This is a genomic window from Pseudomonas brenneri (genome assembly GCF_007858285.1).
Taxonomy (GTDB): domain Bacteria; phylum Pseudomonadota; class Gammaproteobacteria; order Pseudomonadales; family Pseudomonadaceae; genus Aquipseudomonas; species Aquipseudomonas brenneri.
The window spans coordinates 45824-65431 of the sequence record NZ_VFIL01000013.1; the positions used below are offsets into that span (position 1 = coordinate 45824).

General features: G+C 57.8%; 17 protein-coding genes and 2 tRNA genes. 1 reads left to right on the forward strand and 18 read right to left on the reverse strand.

Annotated features, from left to right (window positions below):
* Nucleotides 1-12 precede the first annotated feature (12 nt).
* The 10 genes from nusA to rlmE all read right to left on the reverse strand — a co-directional run bounded on the left by nusA (nucleotide 13) and on the right by rlmE (nucleotide 8619).
* Nucleotides 13-1494, reverse strand: a complete 1482-nt coding sequence (gene nusA / locus FJD34_RS23895) for a transcription termination factor NusA (RefSeq protein WP_029298976.1) — start codon at nucleotides 1492-1494, stop codon at nucleotides 13-15.
* 59 nt (nucleotides 1495-1553) lie between these two features.
* Nucleotides 1554-2012 (reverse strand): ribosome maturation factor RimP, encoded by a 459-nt coding sequence (gene rimP / locus FJD34_RS23900; protein ID WP_032862957.1) that lies wholly within the window; start codon nucleotides 2010-2012, stop codon nucleotides 1554-1556.
* 140 nt (nucleotides 2013-2152) lie between these two features.
* Nucleotides 2153-2229, reverse strand: a tRNA-Met gene (locus tag FJD34_RS23905).
* Nucleotides 2230-2325: 96 nt separating this feature from the next.
* Nucleotides 2326-2411 (reverse strand) — tRNA-Leu (locus FJD34_RS23910).
* 22 nt (nucleotides 2412-2433) lie between these two features.
* The gene (secG, locus tag FJD34_RS23915; protein ID WP_032862914.1) at nucleotides 2434-2817 is read right to left on the reverse strand and encodes a preprotein translocase subunit SecG; all 384 of its coding nucleotides are present in this window, start codon (nucleotides 2815-2817) and stop codon (nucleotides 2434-2436) included.
* Between the two features lie 4 nt (nucleotides 2818-2821).
* Entirely contained in the window at nucleotides 2822-3577 is a 756-nt protein-coding gene (gene tpiA, locus FJD34_RS23920; protein ID WP_032862913.1) for a triose-phosphate isomerase, read from the reverse strand.
* A 66-nt stretch (nucleotides 3578-3643) separates the two neighbouring features.
* Nucleotides 3644-4981 (reverse strand): phosphoglucosamine mutase, encoded by a 1338-nt coding sequence (gene glmM / locus FJD34_RS23925; RefSeq protein ID WP_090292965.1) that lies wholly within the window; start codon nucleotides 4979-4981, stop codon nucleotides 3644-3646.
* Between the two features lie 16 nt (nucleotides 4982-4997).
* Nucleotides 4998-5849 carry a dihydropteroate synthase gene (folP, locus tag FJD34_RS23930; protein WP_065942929.1) on the reverse strand — a complete coding sequence of 284 codons (852 nt, stop codon included), beginning with the start codon at nucleotides 5847-5849 and terminating at the stop codon, nucleotides 4998-5000.
* 8 nt (nucleotides 5850-5857) lie between these two features.
* Nucleotides 5858-7768: an ATP-dependent zinc metalloprotease FtsH gene (gene ftsH, locus FJD34_RS23935; protein WP_032862907.1), complete on the reverse strand. Its 1911-nt coding sequence runs from the start codon at nucleotides 7766-7768 to the stop codon at nucleotides 5858-5860.
* 200 nt (nucleotides 7769-7968) lie between these two features.
* Nucleotides 7969-8619 (reverse strand): 23S rRNA (uridine(2552)-2'-O)-methyltransferase RlmE, encoded by a 651-nt coding sequence (gene rlmE / locus FJD34_RS23940; protein WP_032862906.1) that lies wholly within the window; start codon nucleotides 8617-8619, stop codon nucleotides 7969-7971.
* Nucleotides 8620-8724: 105 nt separating this feature from the next.
* Between rlmE and FJD34_RS23945 the strand changes: the two genes are divergently transcribed.
* Nucleotides 8725-9033 carry a YhbY family RNA-binding protein gene (locus FJD34_RS23945; RefSeq protein WP_029298992.1) on the forward strand — a complete coding sequence of 103 codons (309 nt, stop codon included), beginning with the start codon at nucleotides 8725-8727 and terminating at the stop codon, nucleotides 9031-9033.
* 8 nt (nucleotides 9034-9041) lie between these two features.
* On the opposite strand, the gene FJD34_RS23950 is transcribed toward FJD34_RS23945, so the two are convergent.
* From FJD34_RS23950 to grpE, 8 genes are all read right to left on the reverse strand, one after another.
* Entirely contained in the window at nucleotides 9042-9446 is a 405-nt protein-coding gene (locus FJD34_RS23950; protein WP_032862904.1) for a hypothetical protein, read from the reverse strand.
* Between the two features lie 28 nt (nucleotides 9447-9474).
* The gene (greA, locus tag FJD34_RS23955) at nucleotides 9475-9951 is read right to left on the reverse strand and encodes a transcription elongation factor GreA (protein ID WP_032862903.1); all 477 of its coding nucleotides are present in this window, start codon (nucleotides 9949-9951) and stop codon (nucleotides 9475-9477) included.
* Nucleotides 9948-13169, reverse strand: a complete 3222-nt coding sequence (gene carB, locus FJD34_RS23960; RefSeq protein WP_090292963.1) for a carbamoyl-phosphate synthase large subunit — start codon at nucleotides 13167-13169, stop codon at nucleotides 9948-9950. The genes greA and carB overlap by 4 nt, the downstream gene beginning before the upstream one ends.
* Before the next feature lie 105 nt (nucleotides 13170-13274).
* Entirely contained in the window at nucleotides 13275-14411 is a 1137-nt protein-coding gene (gene carA, locus FJD34_RS23965) for a glutamine-hydrolyzing carbamoyl-phosphate synthase small subunit (protein ID WP_065942930.1), read from the reverse strand.
* 259 nt (nucleotides 14412-14670) lie between these two features.
* Nucleotides 14671-15477: a 4-hydroxy-tetrahydrodipicolinate reductase gene (gene dapB / locus FJD34_RS23970; protein WP_032862899.1), complete on the reverse strand. Its 807-nt coding sequence runs from the start codon at nucleotides 15475-15477 to the stop codon at nucleotides 14671-14673.
* A 10-nt stretch (nucleotides 15478-15487) separates the two neighbouring features.
* Nucleotides 15488-16612, reverse strand: a complete 1125-nt coding sequence (gene dnaJ / locus FJD34_RS23975; protein WP_032862898.1) for a molecular chaperone DnaJ — start codon at nucleotides 16610-16612, stop codon at nucleotides 15488-15490.
* Nucleotides 16613-16928: 316 nt separating this feature from the next.
* Nucleotides 16929-18851 (reverse strand): molecular chaperone DnaK, encoded by a 1923-nt coding sequence (dnaK, locus tag FJD34_RS23980; protein ID WP_090292961.1) that lies wholly within the window; start codon nucleotides 18849-18851, stop codon nucleotides 16929-16931.
* A 101-nt stretch (nucleotides 18852-18952) separates the two neighbouring features.
* A complete protein-coding gene (gene grpE, locus FJD34_RS23985) occupies nucleotides 18953-19522 on the reverse strand; it encodes a nucleotide exchange factor GrpE (RefSeq protein WP_032862896.1) in 570 nt (189 codons plus the stop codon).
* Between the last annotated feature and the right edge of the window lie 86 nt (nucleotides 19523-19608).

A 19608-nucleotide genomic window follows, 5' to 3' on the forward strand; every position in this document is an offset into this window, starting at 1 on the left:
GGCCGCGCCTAATTACTCGAACCAATGGGCTCGGGCGGCCATGATCAACTTGCCGGCACGATCATCGTCAATGCCGTCGATGTCGAGCAGGTCGTCAATAGACTGCTCGGCCAGGTCTTCGCGGGTAATTACGCCGCGCACCGCCAGTTCCATCGCCAAATCCTTGTCCATACCCTCAAGCGAGAGCAGGTCTTCGGCCGGATGGGCGTCTGCCAGCTTTTCCTCAGTAGCGATGGCTTTAGTCAACAAGCGATCCTTGGCCCGAGCGCGAAGCTCGTTGACGGTGTCTTCGTCAAAGCCGTCGATGTTGAGCATTTCCTCCACCGGTACGTAGGCAATCTCTTCCAGGCTGGTAAAGCCTTCATCTACCAGCACCTGTGCCAGGTCTTCGTCGACTTCCAGCTCGTCGATGAAGTTGCGCAGGATGTCGCCGGTTTCTGCTTGCTGCTTAGCCTGGATGTCCGATTCGGTCATGACGTTCAGGGTCCAGCCAGTCAACTGGCTGGCCAAACGTACGTTCTGACCACCGCGACCGATGGCCTGGGCCAGATTGTCTGCGCCAACGGCGATGTCCATTGCATGGGCATCTTCGTCAACAATAATTGCCGCGACTTCAGCCGGGGACATGGCGTTGATCACGAACTGCGCCGGGTTATCGTCCCACAGCACGATATCCACACGCTCACCGCCCAATTCGCCCGACACTGCCTGGACACGCGAACCACGCATACCAATGCAAGCGCCCTGCGGGTCGATGCGTTTGTCCTTGGAACGGACCGCGATCTTGGCGCGCGAACCCGGGTCGCGGGACGCAGCCATGACTTCGATCAGGCCTTCGGCAATTTCCGGCACTTCGATACGGAACAGCTCGATCAACATTTCCGGCGCGGTACGCGACAGGATCAGTTGAGGGCCACGGTTCTCGGTGCGGATTTCCTTGAGCAGCGCACGCAAACGCACGCCAACACGGAAGGTTTCGCGGGAAATGATGTCTTCACGGGCCAGCAACGCTTCAGCGTTGTTACCCAGGTCGACGATCACGTTGTCGCGGGTCACTTTCTTCACGGTGCCGGAGATGATTTCCCCCAGGCGCTCGCGATAGGCGTCAACGACTTGAGCACGCTCGGCTTCGCGGACCTTTTGCACGATGACTTGCTTGGCAGTCTGTGCAGCGATACGACCGAACTCGATGGACTCGATCTTTTCCTCGACGACGTCACCAACCTGGGCACCAGGATGCGTTAGCGCAACCTTGCTTGGCCAGGTTTCGATGGCCGGATCATCAAGATCGGCTTCTTCGACGACCGTCCAGCGACGGAAAGTCTCATAGGCTCCGGTGTGGCGATTGATTTCCACACGCAGATCAACTTCGTCTTCAAAACGCTTTTTGGTAGCAGTGGCCAGGGCCAGCTCCAGCGCTTCAAAAATCACGTTTGCCGGTACGCCCTTTTCATTGGATACCGACTCAACAACCAGCAGTACTTCTTTGCTCATCGTACGCCTCGCCTTTCGCAAGCCATTGGATCCGCGGGATCCGCAGTTTCTGGCACGTCTCAGTCAAAACTGGGAATAATGTTGGCCTTGTCGATCATATCGATCGGCAACAGGAACTCGTGGTCTTCTACCTGCACCACTACATCCTGTTCTTCTACACCGCGCAGAAGGCCCTGAAAGTTGCGTCGCCCTTCAAAGGGAGATCGCAGCTTGATCTTCACTTGTTCACCGACATATTTAGCAAACTGCTCAATAGTGAACAGTGGGCGTTCCATGCCTGGCGAGGAAACTTCGAGGGTGTATTCAACGGCAATCGGATCTTCAACATCCAGGACACCGCTGATCTGACGGCTGACAATGGCACAATCGTCCACCAGCACACCGCCCTCTTTATCGATATAAACGCGCAACATTGAGTGGCGACCTTGAGCCGAAAACTCAATACCCCAGCATTCATAGCCTAGGGCCACGACCACCGGGGCCAGCAAGGCCTGCAACTCTTCTAGCTTGCTCGACACCTGAACCCCCTCGTGCATGTATGTGCATGCTGTGCAAAATAAAAAAATGGGCGAAACGCCCATCCTTGAAACGCCGTCGAACAGCGGCGTTGAAAGTGTCCAGCTAACAAAAAGCCCCTTAAAAGGGGCTCCGCTAAAACTGGTTGCGGGGGCCGGATTTGAACCGACGACCTTCGGGTTATGAGCCCGACGAGCTACCAGACTGCTCCACCCCGCGACAAAGCTGGGGCGGAAGTATACGACCGATCCCTTACAGGGTCAATGTAACCTTCCACCTACAAGAAAGCCCGCAATTGCGGGCTCTCCTGATAATTGGTACCGAGAAGGGGACTCGAACCCCTACACCCTATGGGCACAACCACCTCAAGGTTGCGTGTCTACCAATTCCACCACCTCGGCAATACAGCGCTTACAACCCTTCTTACTTTTGCTCTTGAGCTGGAGGTACGTCAGTCGCTGGAGTAGCCGACTTTTGCTCTTGAAGCACCGGAACATCATCAGAAGCCGGTTTTGCTTTTGGAACTTCCAACACTGCTGGATTTGGCAAACCTGCCTGAGTCAGCACTTGAGCTTTCTCTTTAGCAAAGTAACCTAACCCCAAGCTGGTTATGAAGAAACCTGCGGCAAGTATAGCAGTAAACTTACTAAGAAAGGTAGAGGAACCTTGGCTTCCGAACACAGTATTTGAAGCACCTGCCCCGAAAGACGCACCAGCGTCCGCACCCTTGCCCTGTTGCAGCAATACCAGGGCAACAACGCCCAGCGCACCCAACAGATGAAAAACGACTACGACTGTTTCCAGCATTTTCTCAGTTTCCCGCGGCGCGACAAATCGCACCGAACTCATCTGCATTCAGGGAAGCTCCACCAATGAGCCCCCCATCGATATCCGGCATGCCGAACAGTTCGACCGCATTGGCCGCCTTCACGCTGCCGCCGTATAGAAGCCGCACACCTTGTGCGACCTCAGAATTCTCTGCCGCCAACTGCGCGCGGATGGCTGCGTGCACATCCTGCGCCTGTTGCGGTGTAGCAGTCAGCCCGGTACCAATGGCCCAGACCGGCTCGTAAGCAATTACTGCCTTTGCAAATGCACCAACACCCAGCTCCTCGATGATGCTGCCCAGCTGACGCGAGACAACTTCAAGAGTCTTGCCGGATTCACGCTGCTCAAGGGTCTCCCCTATGCACAACACGGGAATCAGGCCACAAGCCTGTGCCGCTGCGAACTTGCGATTGAGTGTCCCATCACGTTCGCCCATCATCTGACGGCGCTCGGAGTGCCCAACGAGCACATAGGAACAACCTGCATCAACCAGCTGACTCGATGCAATCTCACCGGTCAACGCACCCTGCATGGCTTCTACCGCGCAATTCTGCCCGCCGACCTGGATCGACTTGCCTTTCAAGCCATCAACCACTTGGTTGATATGCAAGCAAGGCGGGAATACCGCGATATCGACACCGCTCGGCAGGGCCAAGTGACGAAGGCCATTGACCAGCTCAGCGACACTGGCGCGGGTACCGTGCATCTTCCAGTTACCAGCTACCATAGTGCGACGCATGCTGTACCTCGTCGGTCAAAGTGGGCGCAGATGTTACCCAACCGCATCAACACTGGCAAGCCGAATTCAGGCGCAAACTTCAGTTACCAGTTTTGCCAGCTCTTCGGCATAGCCGCGAACCTGTGTTTCGTCATCGCCTTCGACCATGACACGCACCAAAGGCTCGGTTCCCGACTTGCGCAACAGGACCCGGCCACGGCCAGCCATGGCGACGGTAACGCGCTCACAGGCTTCTTTGATCGCCGGGTGCTCGATAGGGTTTTCGCCCCCCGAGAAACGCACATTGAGCAGCACCTGAGGGCACTTGCGCAGAGCCTGGCGCGCCTGGGCCAGGCTTTCTTCACGGCGACGCAAGGCCAATAGCACTTGCAACGCGGCAATGATCGCATCGCCGGTAGTGGTGTGCTGGAAGCACACAACATGCCCCGAATTCTCGCCACCTATCACCCAGTTACGCTCCAGCAACTCGGCGATCACGTAGCGGTCGCCAACATTGGCCCGCACGAACGGAATCCCCAGGTCGGCCAGGGCCAACTCCAGCCCCAGATTGCTCATCAGGGTACCGACCACACCACCTTGCAGCTTGTTGCGCTCCTGCAGGTCGCGGGCAATGATGAACAGCAGGTCGTCACCATCAACGATGGCGCCTGTATGGTCGACCATCAATACGCGGTCGCCATCGCCATCAAAGGCAATCCCCAGGTCCGCGTGCTCAGCCAAGACCGCAGCCTGCAATTGGCCCATATGGGTCGAGCCACAGTTATCGTTGATATTCAGACCGTTAGGCTGGGCCGACAACACGGTGACCTCGGCGCCCAACTCCTTGAATACGCTAGGGGCTACCTTGTAGGTCGCACCGTGAGCACAATCGATGACAATCTTGAGCCCGGCAAAATTGGTGCTGGTGGGCACGCTGCTTTTACAAAACTCGATATAACGACCCGAAGCGTCGTTGATCCGCGAAACCTTGCCCAGCTTGCTCGACTCGACGACGGTCATCGGCGCATCCAGCAACTCTTCAATCATGTGCTCAATCTCGTCCGGCAGCTTGGTGCCCTGGCCCGAGAAGAACTTGATGCCGTTGTCATCATGGGGATTGTGCGAAGCGCTGATCACAATACCGGCTTGCGCATGAAAGGTACGCGTCAGGTAAGCGATCGCCGGCGTAGGCATCGGCCCCAGCAACATCACATCAGCCCCGGCAGCGGACAGGCCCGCCTCCAGCGCAGATTCGAACATATAGCCGGAAATCCGCGTGTCCTTACCGACAAGGATGCGGCATGCGCCCATGCTGCGGAAGGCCATCCCGGCCGCCCAGCCCAGCTTGAGCATGAAATCCGGAGTGATCGGAAACTCGCCGACCCGACCACGAATACCGTCGGTGCCAAAATATTTTTTAGTCATAAGTGCTCCATCATTCTTATTCGGCTGATTCTACCGCTTCGATCATCCGCACGACGTCAACTGTCTCGGCCACATCATGCACCCGCAGAATGCGCGCGCCCTTGGCCACGGCAAGCGCCGCCAGGGCCAGGCCGCCATGCAGGCGCTCGCCCACAGGGCGATTCAAGGCCATGCCTATCATGCTCTTGCGCGACACCCCAACCAACAGGGGGCGACCAAGGGCGTGCAGGGATTCCATATGCTTGAACAGGCTCAAGTTGTGCTGCAGGGTTTTGGCAAAACCAAACCCCGGATCGAGGATGATCCGTTCTGGCGCAATGCCCGCGACGGCGCATTGGGCAATGCGCTCGGCAAGAAATTCCGTCACTTCATCAACAAGATTGTCGTAGTGAGGGGCATCCTGCATCGTCCCGGGCTCGCCGAGCATATGCATCAGGCAGACAGGCAGCCCCGTGGCAGCAGCTGCATCCAGCGCTCCGTCGCGCTGCAGTGAGCGGACGTCGTTGATCAACCCCGCCCCGAGCCGTGCGGTTTCACGCATGACGGCGGGCGTCGAAGTATCTACTGAAATGATTACATCCAGCTCGCGGTGGATTCGCTCAACAATCGGCGCAACACGCTCCATCTCCTCCAACGGGGAAACAGCACGCGCGCCAGGCCGGGTTGACTCACCACCGACATCGATAATGGTCGCACCCGCAGCCACCATCGCTTCCGCATGGCGCAATGCCACATCCAGCTGACTGAAACGACCACCGTCGGAAAAGGAGTCAGGGGTTACATTGAGAATGCCCATGACATGAGTATGGGCCAAATCAAGAACCCGGCTGCCGCAAGGCAACCGGGTGGAGGACAACGCAGAAGTCATTTCAAGCCTTAAAGGTCGGCAGCCGGGCCGCCGATTGGGTTTTCCGGGCGCTCGTTCTGTACCACTGGCGGAGTACCTGAAGTACCCGAACCACCTTCCCAATCGCGAGGCTCGCGAGGCGCACGACCAGCCATGATGTCGTCGATCTGCTCGGCATCAATGGTCTCGTACTTCATCAAGGCATCAGCCATGGCGTCGAGCTTGTCACGGTTATCGGTAAGGATCTGCTTGGCCGTGCCGTAGCACTGGTCAATGATGCTGCGCACTTCAGAGTCGATCAGCTTGGCAGTCTCGCCGGAGAAGCTGGCACCTTGACCACCGCCGCCACGACCCAGGAACACTTCGCCTTCTTCCTCGGCATACATCAGCGGGCCGAGCTTTTCCGACAGACCCCACTTGGTAACCATGTTCCGCGCAATCTGGCTGGCACGCATGATGTCGTTGGAAGCGCCGGTGGTTACACCATCGAAGCCCAAGGTCATCTCTTCAGCAATACGACCACCGTACAGCGAGCAGATCTGGCTGATCAGGGCGCGCTTGGAAAGGCTGTAGCGATCCTCTTCCGGCAGGAACATGGTGACACCCAGTGCCCGACCACGAGGAATGATCGATACCTTGTAGACCGGGTCATGCTCAGGCACAACGCGACCGACAATGGCGTGACCGGCTTCGTGATAAGCGGTGTTCTGCTTCTCTTTCTCGGACATGACCATGGATTTGCGCTCGGCACCCATCATGATCTTGTCTTTGGCCAGCTCGAATTCTTTCATCTCGACGATGCGCTTGCCGGTACGGGCAGCGAACAGCGAGGCCTCGTTCACCAGGTTGGCCAGGTCGGCACCGGAGAAACCAGGGGTACCACGGGCAATCACACCTGGAGCCACGTCATCGCCCATTGGCACTTTGCGCATATGGACTTTGAGAATCTGCTCGCGGCCACGGATATCTGGCAAGCCAACCACGACCTGACGGTCGAAACGGCCCGGACGCAGCAGCGCAGGGTCAAGTACGTCAGGACGGTTGGTGGCGGCAATCACGATGATGCCATCGTTCATTTCGAAGCCGTCCATCTCCACCAGCAACTGGTTGAGGGTCTGCTCACGCTCGTCGTGACCACCGCCCATGCCAGCACCACGATGGCGACCGACAGCGTCGATTTCATCGATGAAGATGATGCACGGCGCGTGTTTCTTGGCCTGCTCGAACATGTCACGCACACGGCTGGCACCCACGCCGACGAACATCTCGACGAAGTCGGAACCGGAAATGGTGAAGAACGGAACCTTGGCTTCGCCGGCAATCGCCTTGGCGAGCAGGGTTTTACCGGTACCCGGTGGGCCGACCATCAGCACACCGCGAGGAATACGACCACCCAGGCGCTGGAACTTGCCCGGATCACGCAGGAACTCGACCAACTCGCCGACTTCTTCCTTGGCTTCGTCACAACCGGCAACGTCAGCCAGGGTAGTTTTTACCTGATCTTCGGAAAGCAGGCGCGCCTTGCTCTTGCCGAAGCTCATCGGCCCGCCCTTGCCCCCTGCACCACCTTGCATCTGGCGCATGAAGAACATGAACACCGCGATGATCACCAGGATCGGGAAGCTGGCGACCAAAAGCTGGGTCCAGATACTCTGCTGCTCAGGCTGCTTGCCTTCAACGATGACCTTGTTGTCCACCAGGTCGCCGATCAGGCCATTGTCCTGGATCGCCGGACGGATGGTCTTGAAGCTGTCACCGTCGTTACGTTTGCCGGTGATCACGTAGCCATCAACCGCTACGCGCTCGACCTTGCCATCCTTAACTTGCTGGATGAAGTCGGAATAGTTGAGGGTCTGCGGCTCGTTAGGGCTGGAGAAGTTGTTCATCACCGTCACCAGGACAGCCGCGATGATCAACCACAGGATAAGATTCTTTGCCATATCGTTCAATTAACTACCCTCTGAAGCAAGCTCCGCTACTGGCGCGCGCTTCGCATGATATTCACCGGCCTAACTTACTACATTACCTACAACTCTGGCAGGCGCCGTCTGTAACCCTTTGTGAAACTTTGACTACACAATATTCGTAAAGCTTCGTGACGAAAGCGATATAAAAAAACCTATCGCCTACCTCCAATTCCTCAAAAACGCTCTTCGCTTGCAGCGCCCTCGACACCGCGGAAGCCGCGGCACAACAAATACTGCTCCCTGGATCGGTCCCGGGAAGAATCAGGCTTGCGCGTCTGCACCTTATCGAACAACTTGCGAATGTTCTTGTGATACTCGTCAAAACCCTCGCCCTGGAAGACCTTCACCAGGAAATCTCCACCCGGACGCAAAACCCGACCCGCCAAATCCAGCGCCAACTCACAAAGGAACATCGCGCGCGGCATATCGACGGCCGGTAATCCACTCATATTGGGGGCCATGTCGGAAATCACAAGGTCTACCTGCGAATTTCCCACAGCCTCAAGAATCTGGGCGAGGACGGCGTCCTGGGTGAAGTCACCATGAACAAAGGTCACATCCGGGATGCTGTCCATTTCCAGGATGTCCGACGCAATCAGTCGCCCCTGCCCACCAATCAGACGACTGGTCACCTGGGACCAGCCACCCGGGGCGGCACCCAGGTCAATAACGCTCATGCCTGGGCGGATCAACTTATCCTTGTCCTGGATCTCCAGCAGCTTGTAACTGGCCCGTGAACGGTAGCCGTCCTTCTGCGCCTTTTTGACGTAAGGATCGTTGAAATGCTCTTGCAGCCACTTAAGGCTAGTTTTGGAACGGGCCACGGGCCACCTCGAAAATAAAACGGGTCGTGATTAACTGGGCGGTCCCGGACTCGCTCGGGTAAACTGGCCGCCGCTTTTTACAAGATCAGACGCAGGGGTCAGATTATGCCGCTCACTCAAGAGCAGAAGAAACAGTACAAATCCATTGGCCACCATCTGAAACCAGTTCTGATTGTGGCAGACAACGGTTTGACTGAAGGTGTGTTAGCCGAACTTGAACGCGCATTAGGCGATCACGAGCTGATCAAGATCAAGGTCAACATCCTTGATCGCGAAGCACGCCTGGCCGCCATTGCAGAACTGTGCAAGGTGGGCAAAGCGGACCTGGTTCAGGTCATCGGCAAGATGGCGCTGCTGTATCGCAAGAATTTCAGCGCCAACAAGCAACTGTCGAACGTTCATCGCTTCAAATGATTCAAGGGTCACGGGCGTGCTTCGCGCGCCCTGCCGCTCCACCCAGGTGCAGGCTGTACCACCAGCACCAAGCCAGAAAACCCTAGCACAAGATAGCTGAACAGCTGCCAGCGCAACGCTTCCGGCAGCAACATACGCACCACGCAATACATTGCACATGCATACAGCGCCATCAACAGCAGTTGCCCACGCATATCCCGCCACAAACTCCCCAAACCCTCGGCCTTGATCAGCACCAGCGCCTGGAGCGTCACGCACGTGGCTGCAAAACCTACCAGCAACGCACTCAATAATCCGCCGATCTCATCAATCAGCAACGGCGCCAGGCCAATCATGCCCAGCACCGGCAATACACCCAGATGTAACAGCCACAGGCCGCCAACCCAGAGCATCTGGGTCAACTGCCAAAGCATGGCGCCCGCTCGAAGCGGGCGCCGCCTTTCAGATGTGACGAACTTCGACAATCTCGTACTCGATCACGCCACCAGGCGTCTTGACGGCCACCACATCACCCTCTTCCTTGGCAATCAAGGCACGGGCCAGGGGCGAGCCGACGGAGATCTTGCCGAGCTTGAAGTCAGCCTCATCCTCACCCACGATGTGGTAAGTCACGCTTTCATCAGTCTCGACGTTGGCGATTTCCACCGTTGTGCCGAAAATCACCTTGCCGGTCTTGGGGATGGTCGTGACATCGATGATGACCGCATTCTGCATGCGCCCCTCGATATCACGGATCCGCGCCTCGACCATACCCTGCTGCTCGCGGGCAGCATGGTATTCGGCGTTTTCCTTCAAGTCACCCAGCTCACGGGCCGTACCGATGTCCTGGCTCAGCTTTGGACGTACGACCTTGGTCAGGTGGGCGTGCTCCTCTTCCAGGGCCTTGGCGCCCTGGACAGTCATTGGATATTTGATCATGCCTTCAATCCTGCGTGTAGATCCTGCAAGCGACGTACGGTTTTTTCCGGACCGAACTTGAGCGCTTCACAGATGGCTTCGCCAGCAGCAATGGTGGTGGTGCAATAGATCTTGTGCTGCAAGGCGTTACGACGAATGGAGTAGGAGTCCGCGATCGACTGGCGACCTTCGGTGGTGTTGATGATCAGGGTGACTTCGTCATTCTTGATCATGTCGACCACGTGTGGACGGCCTTCCGTTACCTTGTTCACGCGACGCACTTTCAGGCCGGCCGCTTCAATCAGCTTGGCGGTCCCTGCGGTGGCCACGACTTCGAAGCCCAAGCTGATCAGATCACGCGCCACACCTGCAACCAGTGGCTTGTCATCATCACGCACGCTGATAAACGCAGTACCGCCGGTCGGCAGCACTTCGCTGGCGCCCATCTGGGCCTTGGCAAAGGCTTCGCCGAAGGTGTCGCCCACGCCCATCACTTCACCGGTGGACTTCATCTCTGGGCCCAGGATCGGGTCCACGCCAGGGAATTTGGCGAATGGGAACACCGCCTCTTTCACGCTGTAGAAGTTCGGAATGATTTCCTTAGTGAAGCCGATTTCCTTCAAGGTCTTACCGGCCATCACACGGGCGGCGATCATCGCCAGGGACACACCGATGCACTTGGAAACAAACGGCACGGTACGCGAGGCACGCGGGTTGACTTCGATGACGTAGATGTCTTCGCCTTGCAGCGCCAACTGTACGTTCATCAGGCCAACCACGCCCAATTCCAGGGCCATTTTCTTGACCTGTTCACGCATCTCGTCCTGGATGTGCAGCGGCAGCGAGTACGGCGGCAGGGAACAGGCCGAGTCGCCGGAGTGAACGCCCGCCTGCTCGATGTGCTGCATGATCGCACCAATCACCACGTCGGTACCGTCGCAGACCGCATCCACGTCCATTTCGATGGCGCAGTTGAGGAAGTGGTCCAGCAGCACCGGGCTGTCGTTGGACACTTTCACCGCATCACGCAGGTAGCGCTTGAGTTCTTCTTCTTCGTAGACGATTTCCATCGCCCGGCCGCCCAGTACGTAGGACGGACGCACCACCAACGGGTAGCCGATCTTGCTGGCTGCACGGATGGCCTCGTCTTCGCTGCGCACGGTAGCGTTTGGCGGCTGGCGCAGGTTCAGGCGCTCAACCATTTGCTGGAAGCGCTCACGGTCTTCGGCACGGTCGATGGCGTCAGGGCTGGTACCGATGATCGGCACGCCGGCCGCTTCCAGGGCACGCGCCAGTTTCAGCGGGGTTTGCCCGCCGTACTGGACGATCACGCCTTTTGGCTTCTCGACGCGACAGATTTCCAGCACGTCTTCCAGCGTTACCGGCTCGAAGTACAGGCGGTCGGAAGTGTCGTAGTCAGTGGAAACAGTTTCCGGGTTGCAGTTGACCATGATGGTCTCGTACCCGTCTTCGCGCAGGGCGAGGGCGGCGTGTACGCAGCAGTAGTCGAACTCGATGCCCTGGCCGATACGGTTTGGACCGCCGCCCAGGATGATGATCTTGTCGCGGCCCGACGGCGCGGCTTCGCACTCTTCCTCATAGGTGGAGTACAGGTACGCGGTATCGGTGGCGAACTCTGCGGCGCAGGTGTCAACGCGCTTGTAGACCGGGAAAATATCCAGCTTGTGGCGATGCGTGCGCAGGTTCTTCTCGGTCACACCCAGCAGCTTGGCCAGACGCTGGTCGGAGAAGCCTTTGCGCTTGAGGCGGAACATCAGGTCGCGGTCGATAGAGGAAAGACCCAGGGTCTTGACCTTTTCTTCTTCCTTGATCAGATCTTCGATCTGCACCAGGAACCACGGGTCAATCATGTTCATGCCGAAGATGTCTTCGACGGTCATGCCAGCGCGGAAAGCATCAGCCACGTACCAGATACGCTCGGCGCCCGGCACGGTCAGCTCGCGCTTGAGGATACTCATGCTTTCCGGGTTGCTCAGGTCGAGCTTCTCGTCCAGGCCGCAAACGCCCACTTCCAGGCCACGCAGGGCTTTTTGCAGGGATTCCTGGAACGTCCGGCCGATAGCCATGACTTCACCGACCGACTTCATCTGAGTGGTCAGGCGGGCGTCGGCTTTCGGGAACTTCTCGAAGGCAAAGCGTGGCAGTTTGGTCACGACGTAGTCGATGGACGGTTCGAAGGACGCCGGCGTAGCACCGCCAGTGATTTCGTTTTGCAACTCGTCCAAGGTGTAACCGATCGCCAGCTTGGCAGCGATGCGCGCAATCGGGAAGCCGGTAGCTTTTGATGCGAGCGCCGAAGAACGCGATACACGCGGGTTCATCTCGATCACGACCATGCGGCCTGTATCCGGGCAGATGCCGAACTGAACGTTGGAACCGCCGGTTTCAACGCCGATCTCACGCAGTACCGCCAATGAGGCGTTACGCATGATCTGGTATTCCTTGTCCGTCAGGGTCTGTGCCGGCGCAACGGTGATCGAGTCACCGGTGTGCACGCCCATCGGGTCGAAGTTTTCGATCGAGCAGACGATGATGCAGTTGTCCTTTTTGTCGCGGACAACTTCCATCTCGTACTCTTTCCAGCCGATCAGGGATTCGTCGATCAGCAGCTCTTTGGTCGGCGACAGGTCCAGACCGCGCGCGCAGATTTCTTCGAACTCTTCACGGTTGTAAGCGATACCGCCACCGGTGCCACCCATAGTGAAGGACGGACGGATAATGCACGGGAAACCCAGCTTTTCGAGAACCGCGTTGGCCTCTTCCATGCTGTGAGCGATACCCGAGCGCGGGCAGTCAAGACCGATGGACTTCATGGCCTTGTCGAAACGCGAACGGTCTTCAGCCTTGTCGATGGTGTCGGCATTGGCGCCAATCATCTCTACGCCGAACTTTTCCAGGACGCCTTCGCGCTCCAGGTCCAGGGCGCAGTTCAGTGCAGTCTGGCCGCCCATGGTCGGCAGCAGTGCATCCGGACGCTCTTTCTCGATGATCTTGGCAACGGTCTGCCATTTGATCGGTTCGATGTAGGTGGCGTCGGCCATGTCCGGGTCGGTCATGATGGTGGCCGGGTTGGAGTTCACCAGGATGACGCGGTAACCCTCTTCACGCAGGGCCTTGCAGGCCTGGGCGCCGGAGTAGTCGAATTCGCAGGCCTGGCCGATAACGATCGGGCCAGCGCCGAGAATCAGGATGCTTTTTATGTCTGTACGTTTTGGCATGGGTTTGTCACTCAAATCCGCAGGTCAGTCGGCAAGCCGTCTTGAACAATCCTTGAAGAGCCTGAGGGGGCCACCGATTTTCCGGGCCACCCTCAGGCCACTCATTTAGCGTCGCTTGGCCATCTCATTGATGAAACGGTCGAACAGCGGCGCTACGTCGTTCGGGCCCGGGCTTGCTTCAGGGTGGCCCTGGAAGCTGAACGCGCTCTTGTCGGTGCGCTCGATACCCTGCAGGGAACCGTCGAACAGCGACTTGTGAATGGCACGCACGTTGGCCGGCAAGGTGGCTTCGTCCACCGCAAAACCGTGGTTCTGGCTAGTGATCATCACGACGCCAGTGTCCAGGTCTTGCACCGGGTGGTTGGCACCATGATGGCCGTGGCCCATTTTCAGGGTCTTGGCACCGGAGGCCAGGGCCAGCAGCTGGTGGCCCAGGCAGATACCGAATACCGGGATCTCGGTTTCCAGCACATCCTTGATCGCCTGGATCGCGTAGTCGCAAGGCTCCGGATCGCCCGGGCCATTGGACAGAAACACGCCATCCGGTTGCAGGGCCAGCACATCGCTGGCCGGGGTTTGCGCCGGCACCACGGTCACGCGGCAACCACGTTCGACCAGCATGCGCAGGATGTTGTACTTAACGCCGTAGTCATAAGCGACCACGTGGTAAGGCAGCTCGCTAGCCTCGATGGTCGCGTGGCTGTCAGTCTTCAAGTCCCAGACAGTGGAGCGCCACTCGTACTGTTCTTGGGTGCTGACGACTTTCGCCAGATCCATGCCTTTCAGGCCAGGGAAGCCTTGCGCTGCAGCAATCGCTGCGGCTTCGGAAACATTGTCACCGACCATGATGCAGCCATTCTGCGAGCCTTTTTCACGCAGGATGCGTGTCAGGCGGCGCGTATCGATACCGGCGATCGCCACAACGTTGTTGGCTTTCAGGTAATCGGACAGCGACATCGTGTTACGCCAGTTGCTCGCAACCAGTGGCAGGTCACGAATCACCAGACCGGCCGACCAGACACGATCAGACTCGACGTCTTCCGGTGTAGTACCGGTATTGCCGATGTGCGGATAGGTCAGGGTAACGATCTGCTGGGCGTAGGAAGGATCGGTAAGGATTTCCTGATAGCCGGTCATGGCGGTGTTGAACACCACCTCTCCAACGGTCTGACCGTCGGCTCCAATGGCTTCGCCGCGAAAAATGCTGCCATCAGCAAGGGCGAGTATGGCTGGCTTAGTCAAGAAGACCTCCCGTAAATAAAGCCTGAAAGGGCGATCGCAGGTTGTAAAAAAGCGGAGTGACGTATGGACACGTCACCCCGCTTCTTCACTGAATTATTCTGCGCGCTTTTAGTGGACACACTAAAGCTGTAGCTTACAGAAAAAGGCTTTTTTGGTCCACCGCTAAAGAGCCTAAAAGGCAGGAGAATGCGACAGGACGTCGCTTAGCGGGTAAAAACGGGGCCCTAGAGTAATACCCAGGGCCCGTTTTTGCTACTGATTAACGCAGATCCAGCACGTCTTGCATGTCATAGAGGCCCGCTTCGCGCCCCTCCAGCCACAATGCCGCACGCACCGCGCCCTTGGCGAAGGTCATGCGGCTGGAGGCCTTGTGAGTGATTTCCAGGCGCTCGCCTTCGGCAGCAAACAGCACCGTGTGATCACCCACCACGTCACCACCGCGCACCGTGGCAAAGCCAATGGTTTCACGCTCGCGCGCACCGGTATGGCCTTCGCGGCCATATACCGCGACTTTCGACAGGTCGCGCCCCAGGGCATCGGCAATCACTTCGCCCATGCGCATGGCAGTACCCGATGGCGCATCCACTTTGTGGCGGTGATGCGCCTCGATGATCTCGATGTCCGCGTCATCACCCAGTACCCGTGCAGCCATGTCGAGCAACTTCAGCGACAGGTTGACGCCCACACTGAAGTTGGCGGCAAACACGATCGGAATATCCTTGCCCGCCGCGACAAGCAATTGCTTTTGCTCGGCATTCAGGCCAGTGGTACCAATAACCATGGCCTTGCCCGCCTTGCGGCAGAACGCCAGGTTTTTCAGCATCACCTCGGGCAGGGTGAAGTCGATCAATACATCAAATTCATCAGCCACTTGCTCCAGGCTGCCAGACAACGCCACACCGATCCGCCCCAGCGAAGCCAGCTCACCGGCATCGGCACCGATCAGCGTACTGCCCGGACGCACGATTGCCGCCGTCAACCCCGACAGAGGCGAGCGTTGCTGCACCGCCTCCACCAGGTTCTTGCCCATGCGCCCGGCGGCGCCCATCACTGCTATACGTCGCATATCCACGTCCTTACAGGTCGCCGAAGAAGCGCTTCACGCCTTCAAACCAGCCAGCGGTCTTGGGCGAATGGGAGCCATCACCGTCCAGGGAGCTGCGGAACTCTTCGAGCAACTCACGCTGACGACGATCCAGGTTGACCGGAGTCTCGACAGCCACACGGCACATCAAGTCGCCCGCCCCACCGCCACGCACTGGCGCAACGCCTTTGCCACGGATGCGGAACTGCTTGCCGGTCTGCGTCCCCTCAGGGATCTTCAGCTTGACGCGACCATCGAGGGTCGGAATCTCCAGCTCGCCACCCAGGGCAGCATCGACAAAGCTGATCGGCACTTCACAGAACAGGTGCTTGCCGTCGCGCTGGAAGATCGAGTGCTCGCGCACATTGATCACCACGTACAGATCGCCCGTCGGACCACCCTGCGTACCTGCCTCACCTTCACCCGACAAACGGATACGGTCGCCGGTATCGACACCTGCCGGCACTTTCACCGACAGGGTCTTGTACTCTTCGACACGCCCTTCGCCGTGACAGGAGTCGCACGGATCGGAAATGATCTTGCCCTGACCATGGCAGCGCGGACAGGTTTGCTGAACAGAGAAAAACCCCTGCTGCATGCGTACCTGGCCAATACCACCACAGGTTGGGCACGTAATCGGCGAAGAGCCTTTCTTGGCACCCGAGCCGTCGCACGGCTTGCAATTGACCAGCGTCGGCACGCGGATGTTGACGCTAGTGCCGCGCACAGCCTCTTCCAGGTTCAGCTCCAGGGTGTAGCGCAAGTCGCTACCACGCTGGGCACCGCCACGCTGACCACCACGACCGCCACCGAAGAAGTCGCTGAACACGTCGCCGAAGATATCGGAGAAGTTCTGGCCGCCAAAACCGGCACCGCCGCCGCCCATGCTCGGATCGACACCGGCGTGGCCGTACTGGTCGTAGGCCGCGCGCTTGTTCGGATCACACAGGCATTCGTAGGCCTCATTGGCCTCTTTGAACATTTCTTCGGATTCTTTGTTATCCGGATTACGGTCCGGGTGGTGCTTCATCGCCAGACGACGGTAGGCCTTCTTCAGGTCCGCCTCGCTGGAGCCGCGCTCCACACCCAACACTTCGTAATAGTCACGCTTTGCCATAAGTCTTTGCACTCTTAAGGACGTTCAGCAAAACCCTCCTGAGCTTGCCAAACTCGTTGAGCCCCAATACAGGCCCGGACCCAACTCACGTCAAATTCAACGATCCTGGTCTTTACTGCTCTCAGCCGAGACCCAGCTAAAAACGCGGTGACTGTCGATCGCAAAGCAGGAGCATTCCCGATCACACCGCCAGCATCCGACCCTTGTCGCATGCTGTAAAAATTCGCGTACCCCAGACACGCCAACGCGGGAGCAAGCTCCCGCGCGGCGACATCCTACCAGTCACCGCTTGATAGCGGTCAACCGGGCGACCAAGTTACTTCTTATGGCCTTCTTTGACTTCTTCGAACTCGGCATCGACAACGTCGTCGTGCTTGGCTTCAGGCTCTGCCTGTTGCGCAGCGCCATCACCTTGCGGAGCCTGCTCGGCGTACATCTTCTGAGCAACCGGCGCGGAGACTTTCGACAACTCCTCAACCTTGGCTTCGATGGTGGCCTTGTCGTCGCCTTTGACGGCGGCTTCCAGGGCAACCACGGCTGCTTCGATTGCGGTCTTCTCTTCAGCAGTCACTTTTTCGCCAGCATCAACGATCATTTTGCGCGTCGAGTGAACCAGCGCATCACCCTGGTTGCGGGCAGCGGCCAGCTCTTCAAACTTCTTGTCGGCCTCGGCATTGGTTTCAGCATCACGAATCATCTGTTGAATTTCTTCATCAGACAGACCGGAGTTGGCCTTGATCGTGATCTTCTGCTCCTTGCCGGTAGCCTTGTCTTTCGCGCCGACGTGCAAGATACCGTTGGCATCGATGTCGAAGGTCACTTCGATTTGTGGCACGCCACGTGGTGCTGGTGGAATATCGGCCAGGTCGAACTTGCCCAGGGACTTGTTCTGAGCAGCCTGCTTACGCTCACCTTGCAGCACGTGAATGGTCACAGCGCCTTGGTTGTCATCGGCAGTCGAGAACACTTGCGATTTCTTGGTAGGAATCGTGGTGTTTTTCTCGATCAGCGCAGTCATCACGCCGCCCATGGTTTCGATACCCAGGGTCAGCGGGCTGACGTCCAGCAGCAACACGTCTTTCACGTCGCCGGCCAATACCGCACCCTGGATAGCAGCACCCATGGCAACCGCTTCGTCCGGGTTCACGTCTTTACGCGCTTCTTTACCGAAGAACTCGGTCACTTTCTGCTGTACCAACGGCATACGAGTCTGACCACCGACCAGAATCACGTCGTTGATCGCACCCACGTCGATACCGGCATCTTTCAAAGCGGTACGGCAAGGTTCGATGGTGCGCTGAACCAGGTCTTCAACCAGGGATTCGAGCTTGGCGCGCGAGATCTTCACGTTCAAGTGCTTAGGGCCGGTGGCATCTGCTGTGATGTACGGCAGGTTCACGTCAGTCGACATGCTCGACGACAGCTCGATCTTCGCTTTTTCAGCAGCTTCTTTCAGGCGCTGCATGGCCAGCGGATCACCCTTGAGGTTCATGCCGCTTTCTTTCTTGAATTCGTCGACGAGGTAGTCGATCAGACGAATGTCAAAGTCTTCACCGCCCAGGAACGTGTCACCGTTGGTGGCCAACACTTCGAACTGGTGCTCACCGTCGACTTCAGCGATTTCGATCACAGAAACGTCGAAGGTGCCGCCACCCAGGTCATAAACGATCACAGTGTGATCGCCCTTGGCCTTATCCATACCGTAGGCCAGAGCGGCTGCGGTTGGTTCGTTGATGATGCGTTTTACGTCCAGGCCCGCAATGCGGCCGGCGTCTTTGGTCGCTTGACGCTGGCTGTCGTTGAAGTAGGCAGGAACGGTGATCACCGCTTCAGTCACTGCTTCACCGAGGTAGTCTTCGGCAGTTTTCTTCATCTTTTTCAAGACTTCAGCCGAGATCTGCGGTGCAGACATCTTGTTGCCGTTTACTTCAACCCAGGCGTCACCGTTGTCAGCCTTGGCGATTTTGTAAGGCACCATCTTGATGTCTTTTTGTACGACTTCTTCGTCGAACTTACGACCGATCAGACGTTTCACCGCGTACAGGGTGTTGTGCGGGTTGGTTACAGCCTGACGCTTGGCCGACTGACCAACGAGGATTTCACCGTCGTTGGCGTATGCAATGATCGACGGCGTGGTACGCGCGCCTTCGGCGTTTTCGATAACTTTGGCTTTGCCGTTTTCCATGACGGAGACGCAGGAGTTGGTGGTCCCCAGGTCGATACCGATAATTTTGCCCATGATTTACTCTCCCGAAACTTGAATTTGGTTGCCGCAGCAGTGGTGGCTGACTGCGACAGACTTAAACACTTGACTTATAAATGGGGTCGTTACGAAGGATTTCAAGCCTGCTCGTCAATCGACGGTGCAACAGGTGCAGGAGCCTTGCTCACCACGACCATCGCAGGGCGCAACAAGCGACCATTGAGCAAGTAACCCTTCTGGAACACTTTCAACACACTATTGGGCTCAAGATCTGCACTTTCCTGCATCGCCATGGCCTGGTGATGTTCAGCGTTGAACGGCTCACCGCCTTGCGGATCGATGGCTTCCAACTGATAACGCTTCAGGGTGTCCTGGAACATTTTCAGGGTCAGTTCGATCCCCTCGCGCATGGCGCGGATGTTTTCGTCGTCCGGGTTGGACAACTCAAGGCCACGCTCCAGGCTGTCGATGATCGGCAACAGATCACCGGCAAACTTTTCCAGCGCGAACTTGTGGGCTTTCTCTACATCCTGCTCGGCGCGGCGGCGGACGTTCTGCAGATCGGCAGCAACACGCAAAGCCTGATCCTGAGCGCCTACCAACTGCTCTTCGAGCACTTGCACACGAGCCGCCAGGTCTTCACCCGCTGCCTGCGAGGCCTGGTTGGCGTCTGGGTTTTGCGTATCCAGCGTCTGTTCGTCAGCCATAGTTCTCTCCTTTCTAAATCCTGCGCGAACTCGACTCGCGCTTCTGTTCCGGTATATGGGGCCACAATTTCCAGGTTCAAGGGCCG

Excerpts from the sequence above, each read along its gene's own strand:
- nusA (WP_029298976.1), bottom strand. The coding sequence starts at position 1,494 with ATGAGCAAAGAAGTACTGCTGGTTGTTGAGTCGGTATCCAATGAAAAG.
- secG (WP_032862914.1), bottom strand. The coding sequence starts at position 2,817 with ATGCTGGAAACAGTCGTAGTCGTTTTTCATCTGTTGGGTGCGCTGGGC.
- tpiA (WP_032862913.1), bottom strand. The coding sequence starts at position 3,577 with ATGCGTCGCACTATGGTAGCTGGTAACTGGAAGATGCACGGTACCCGC.
- glmM (WP_090292965.1), bottom strand. The coding sequence starts at position 4,981 with ATGACTAAAAAATATTTTGGCACCGACGGTATTCGTGGTCGGGTCGGC.
- folP (WP_065942929.1), bottom strand. The coding sequence starts at position 5,849 with ATGACTTCTGCGTTGTCCTCCACCCGGTTGCCTTGCGGCAGCCGGGTT.
- ftsH (WP_032862907.1), bottom strand. The coding sequence starts at position 7,768 with ATGGCAAAGAATCTTATCCTGTGGTTGATCATCGCGGCTGTCCTGGTG.
- FJD34_RS23945 (WP_029298992.1), top strand. The coding sequence starts at position 8,725 with ATGCCGCTCACTCAAGAGCAGAAGAAACAGTACAAATCCATTGGCCAC.
- FJD34_RS23950 (WP_032862904.1), bottom strand. The coding sequence starts at position 9,446 with ATGCTTTGGCAGTTGACCCAGATGCTCTGGGTTGGCGGCCTGTGGCTG.
- greA (WP_032862903.1), bottom strand. The coding sequence starts at position 9,951 with ATGATCAAATATCCAATGACTGTCCAGGGCGCCAAGGCCCTGGAAGAG.
- carB (WP_090292963.1), bottom strand. The coding sequence starts at position 13,169 with ATGCCAAAACGTACAGACATAAAAAGCATCCTGATTCTCGGCGCTGGC.
- dapB (WP_032862899.1), bottom strand. The coding sequence starts at position 15,477 with ATGCGACGTATAGCAGTGATGGGCGCCGCCGGGCGCATGGGCAAGAAC.
- dnaJ (WP_032862898.1), bottom strand. The coding sequence starts at position 16,612 with ATGGCAAAGCGTGACTATTACGAAGTGTTGGGTGTGGAGCGCGGCTCC.
- dnaK (WP_090292961.1), bottom strand. The coding sequence starts at position 18,851 with ATGGGCAAAATTATCGGTATCGACCTGGGGACCACCAACTCCTGCGTC.
- grpE (WP_032862896.1), bottom strand. The coding sequence starts at position 19,522 with ATGGCTGACGAACAGACGCTGGATACGCAAAACCCAGACGCCAACCAG.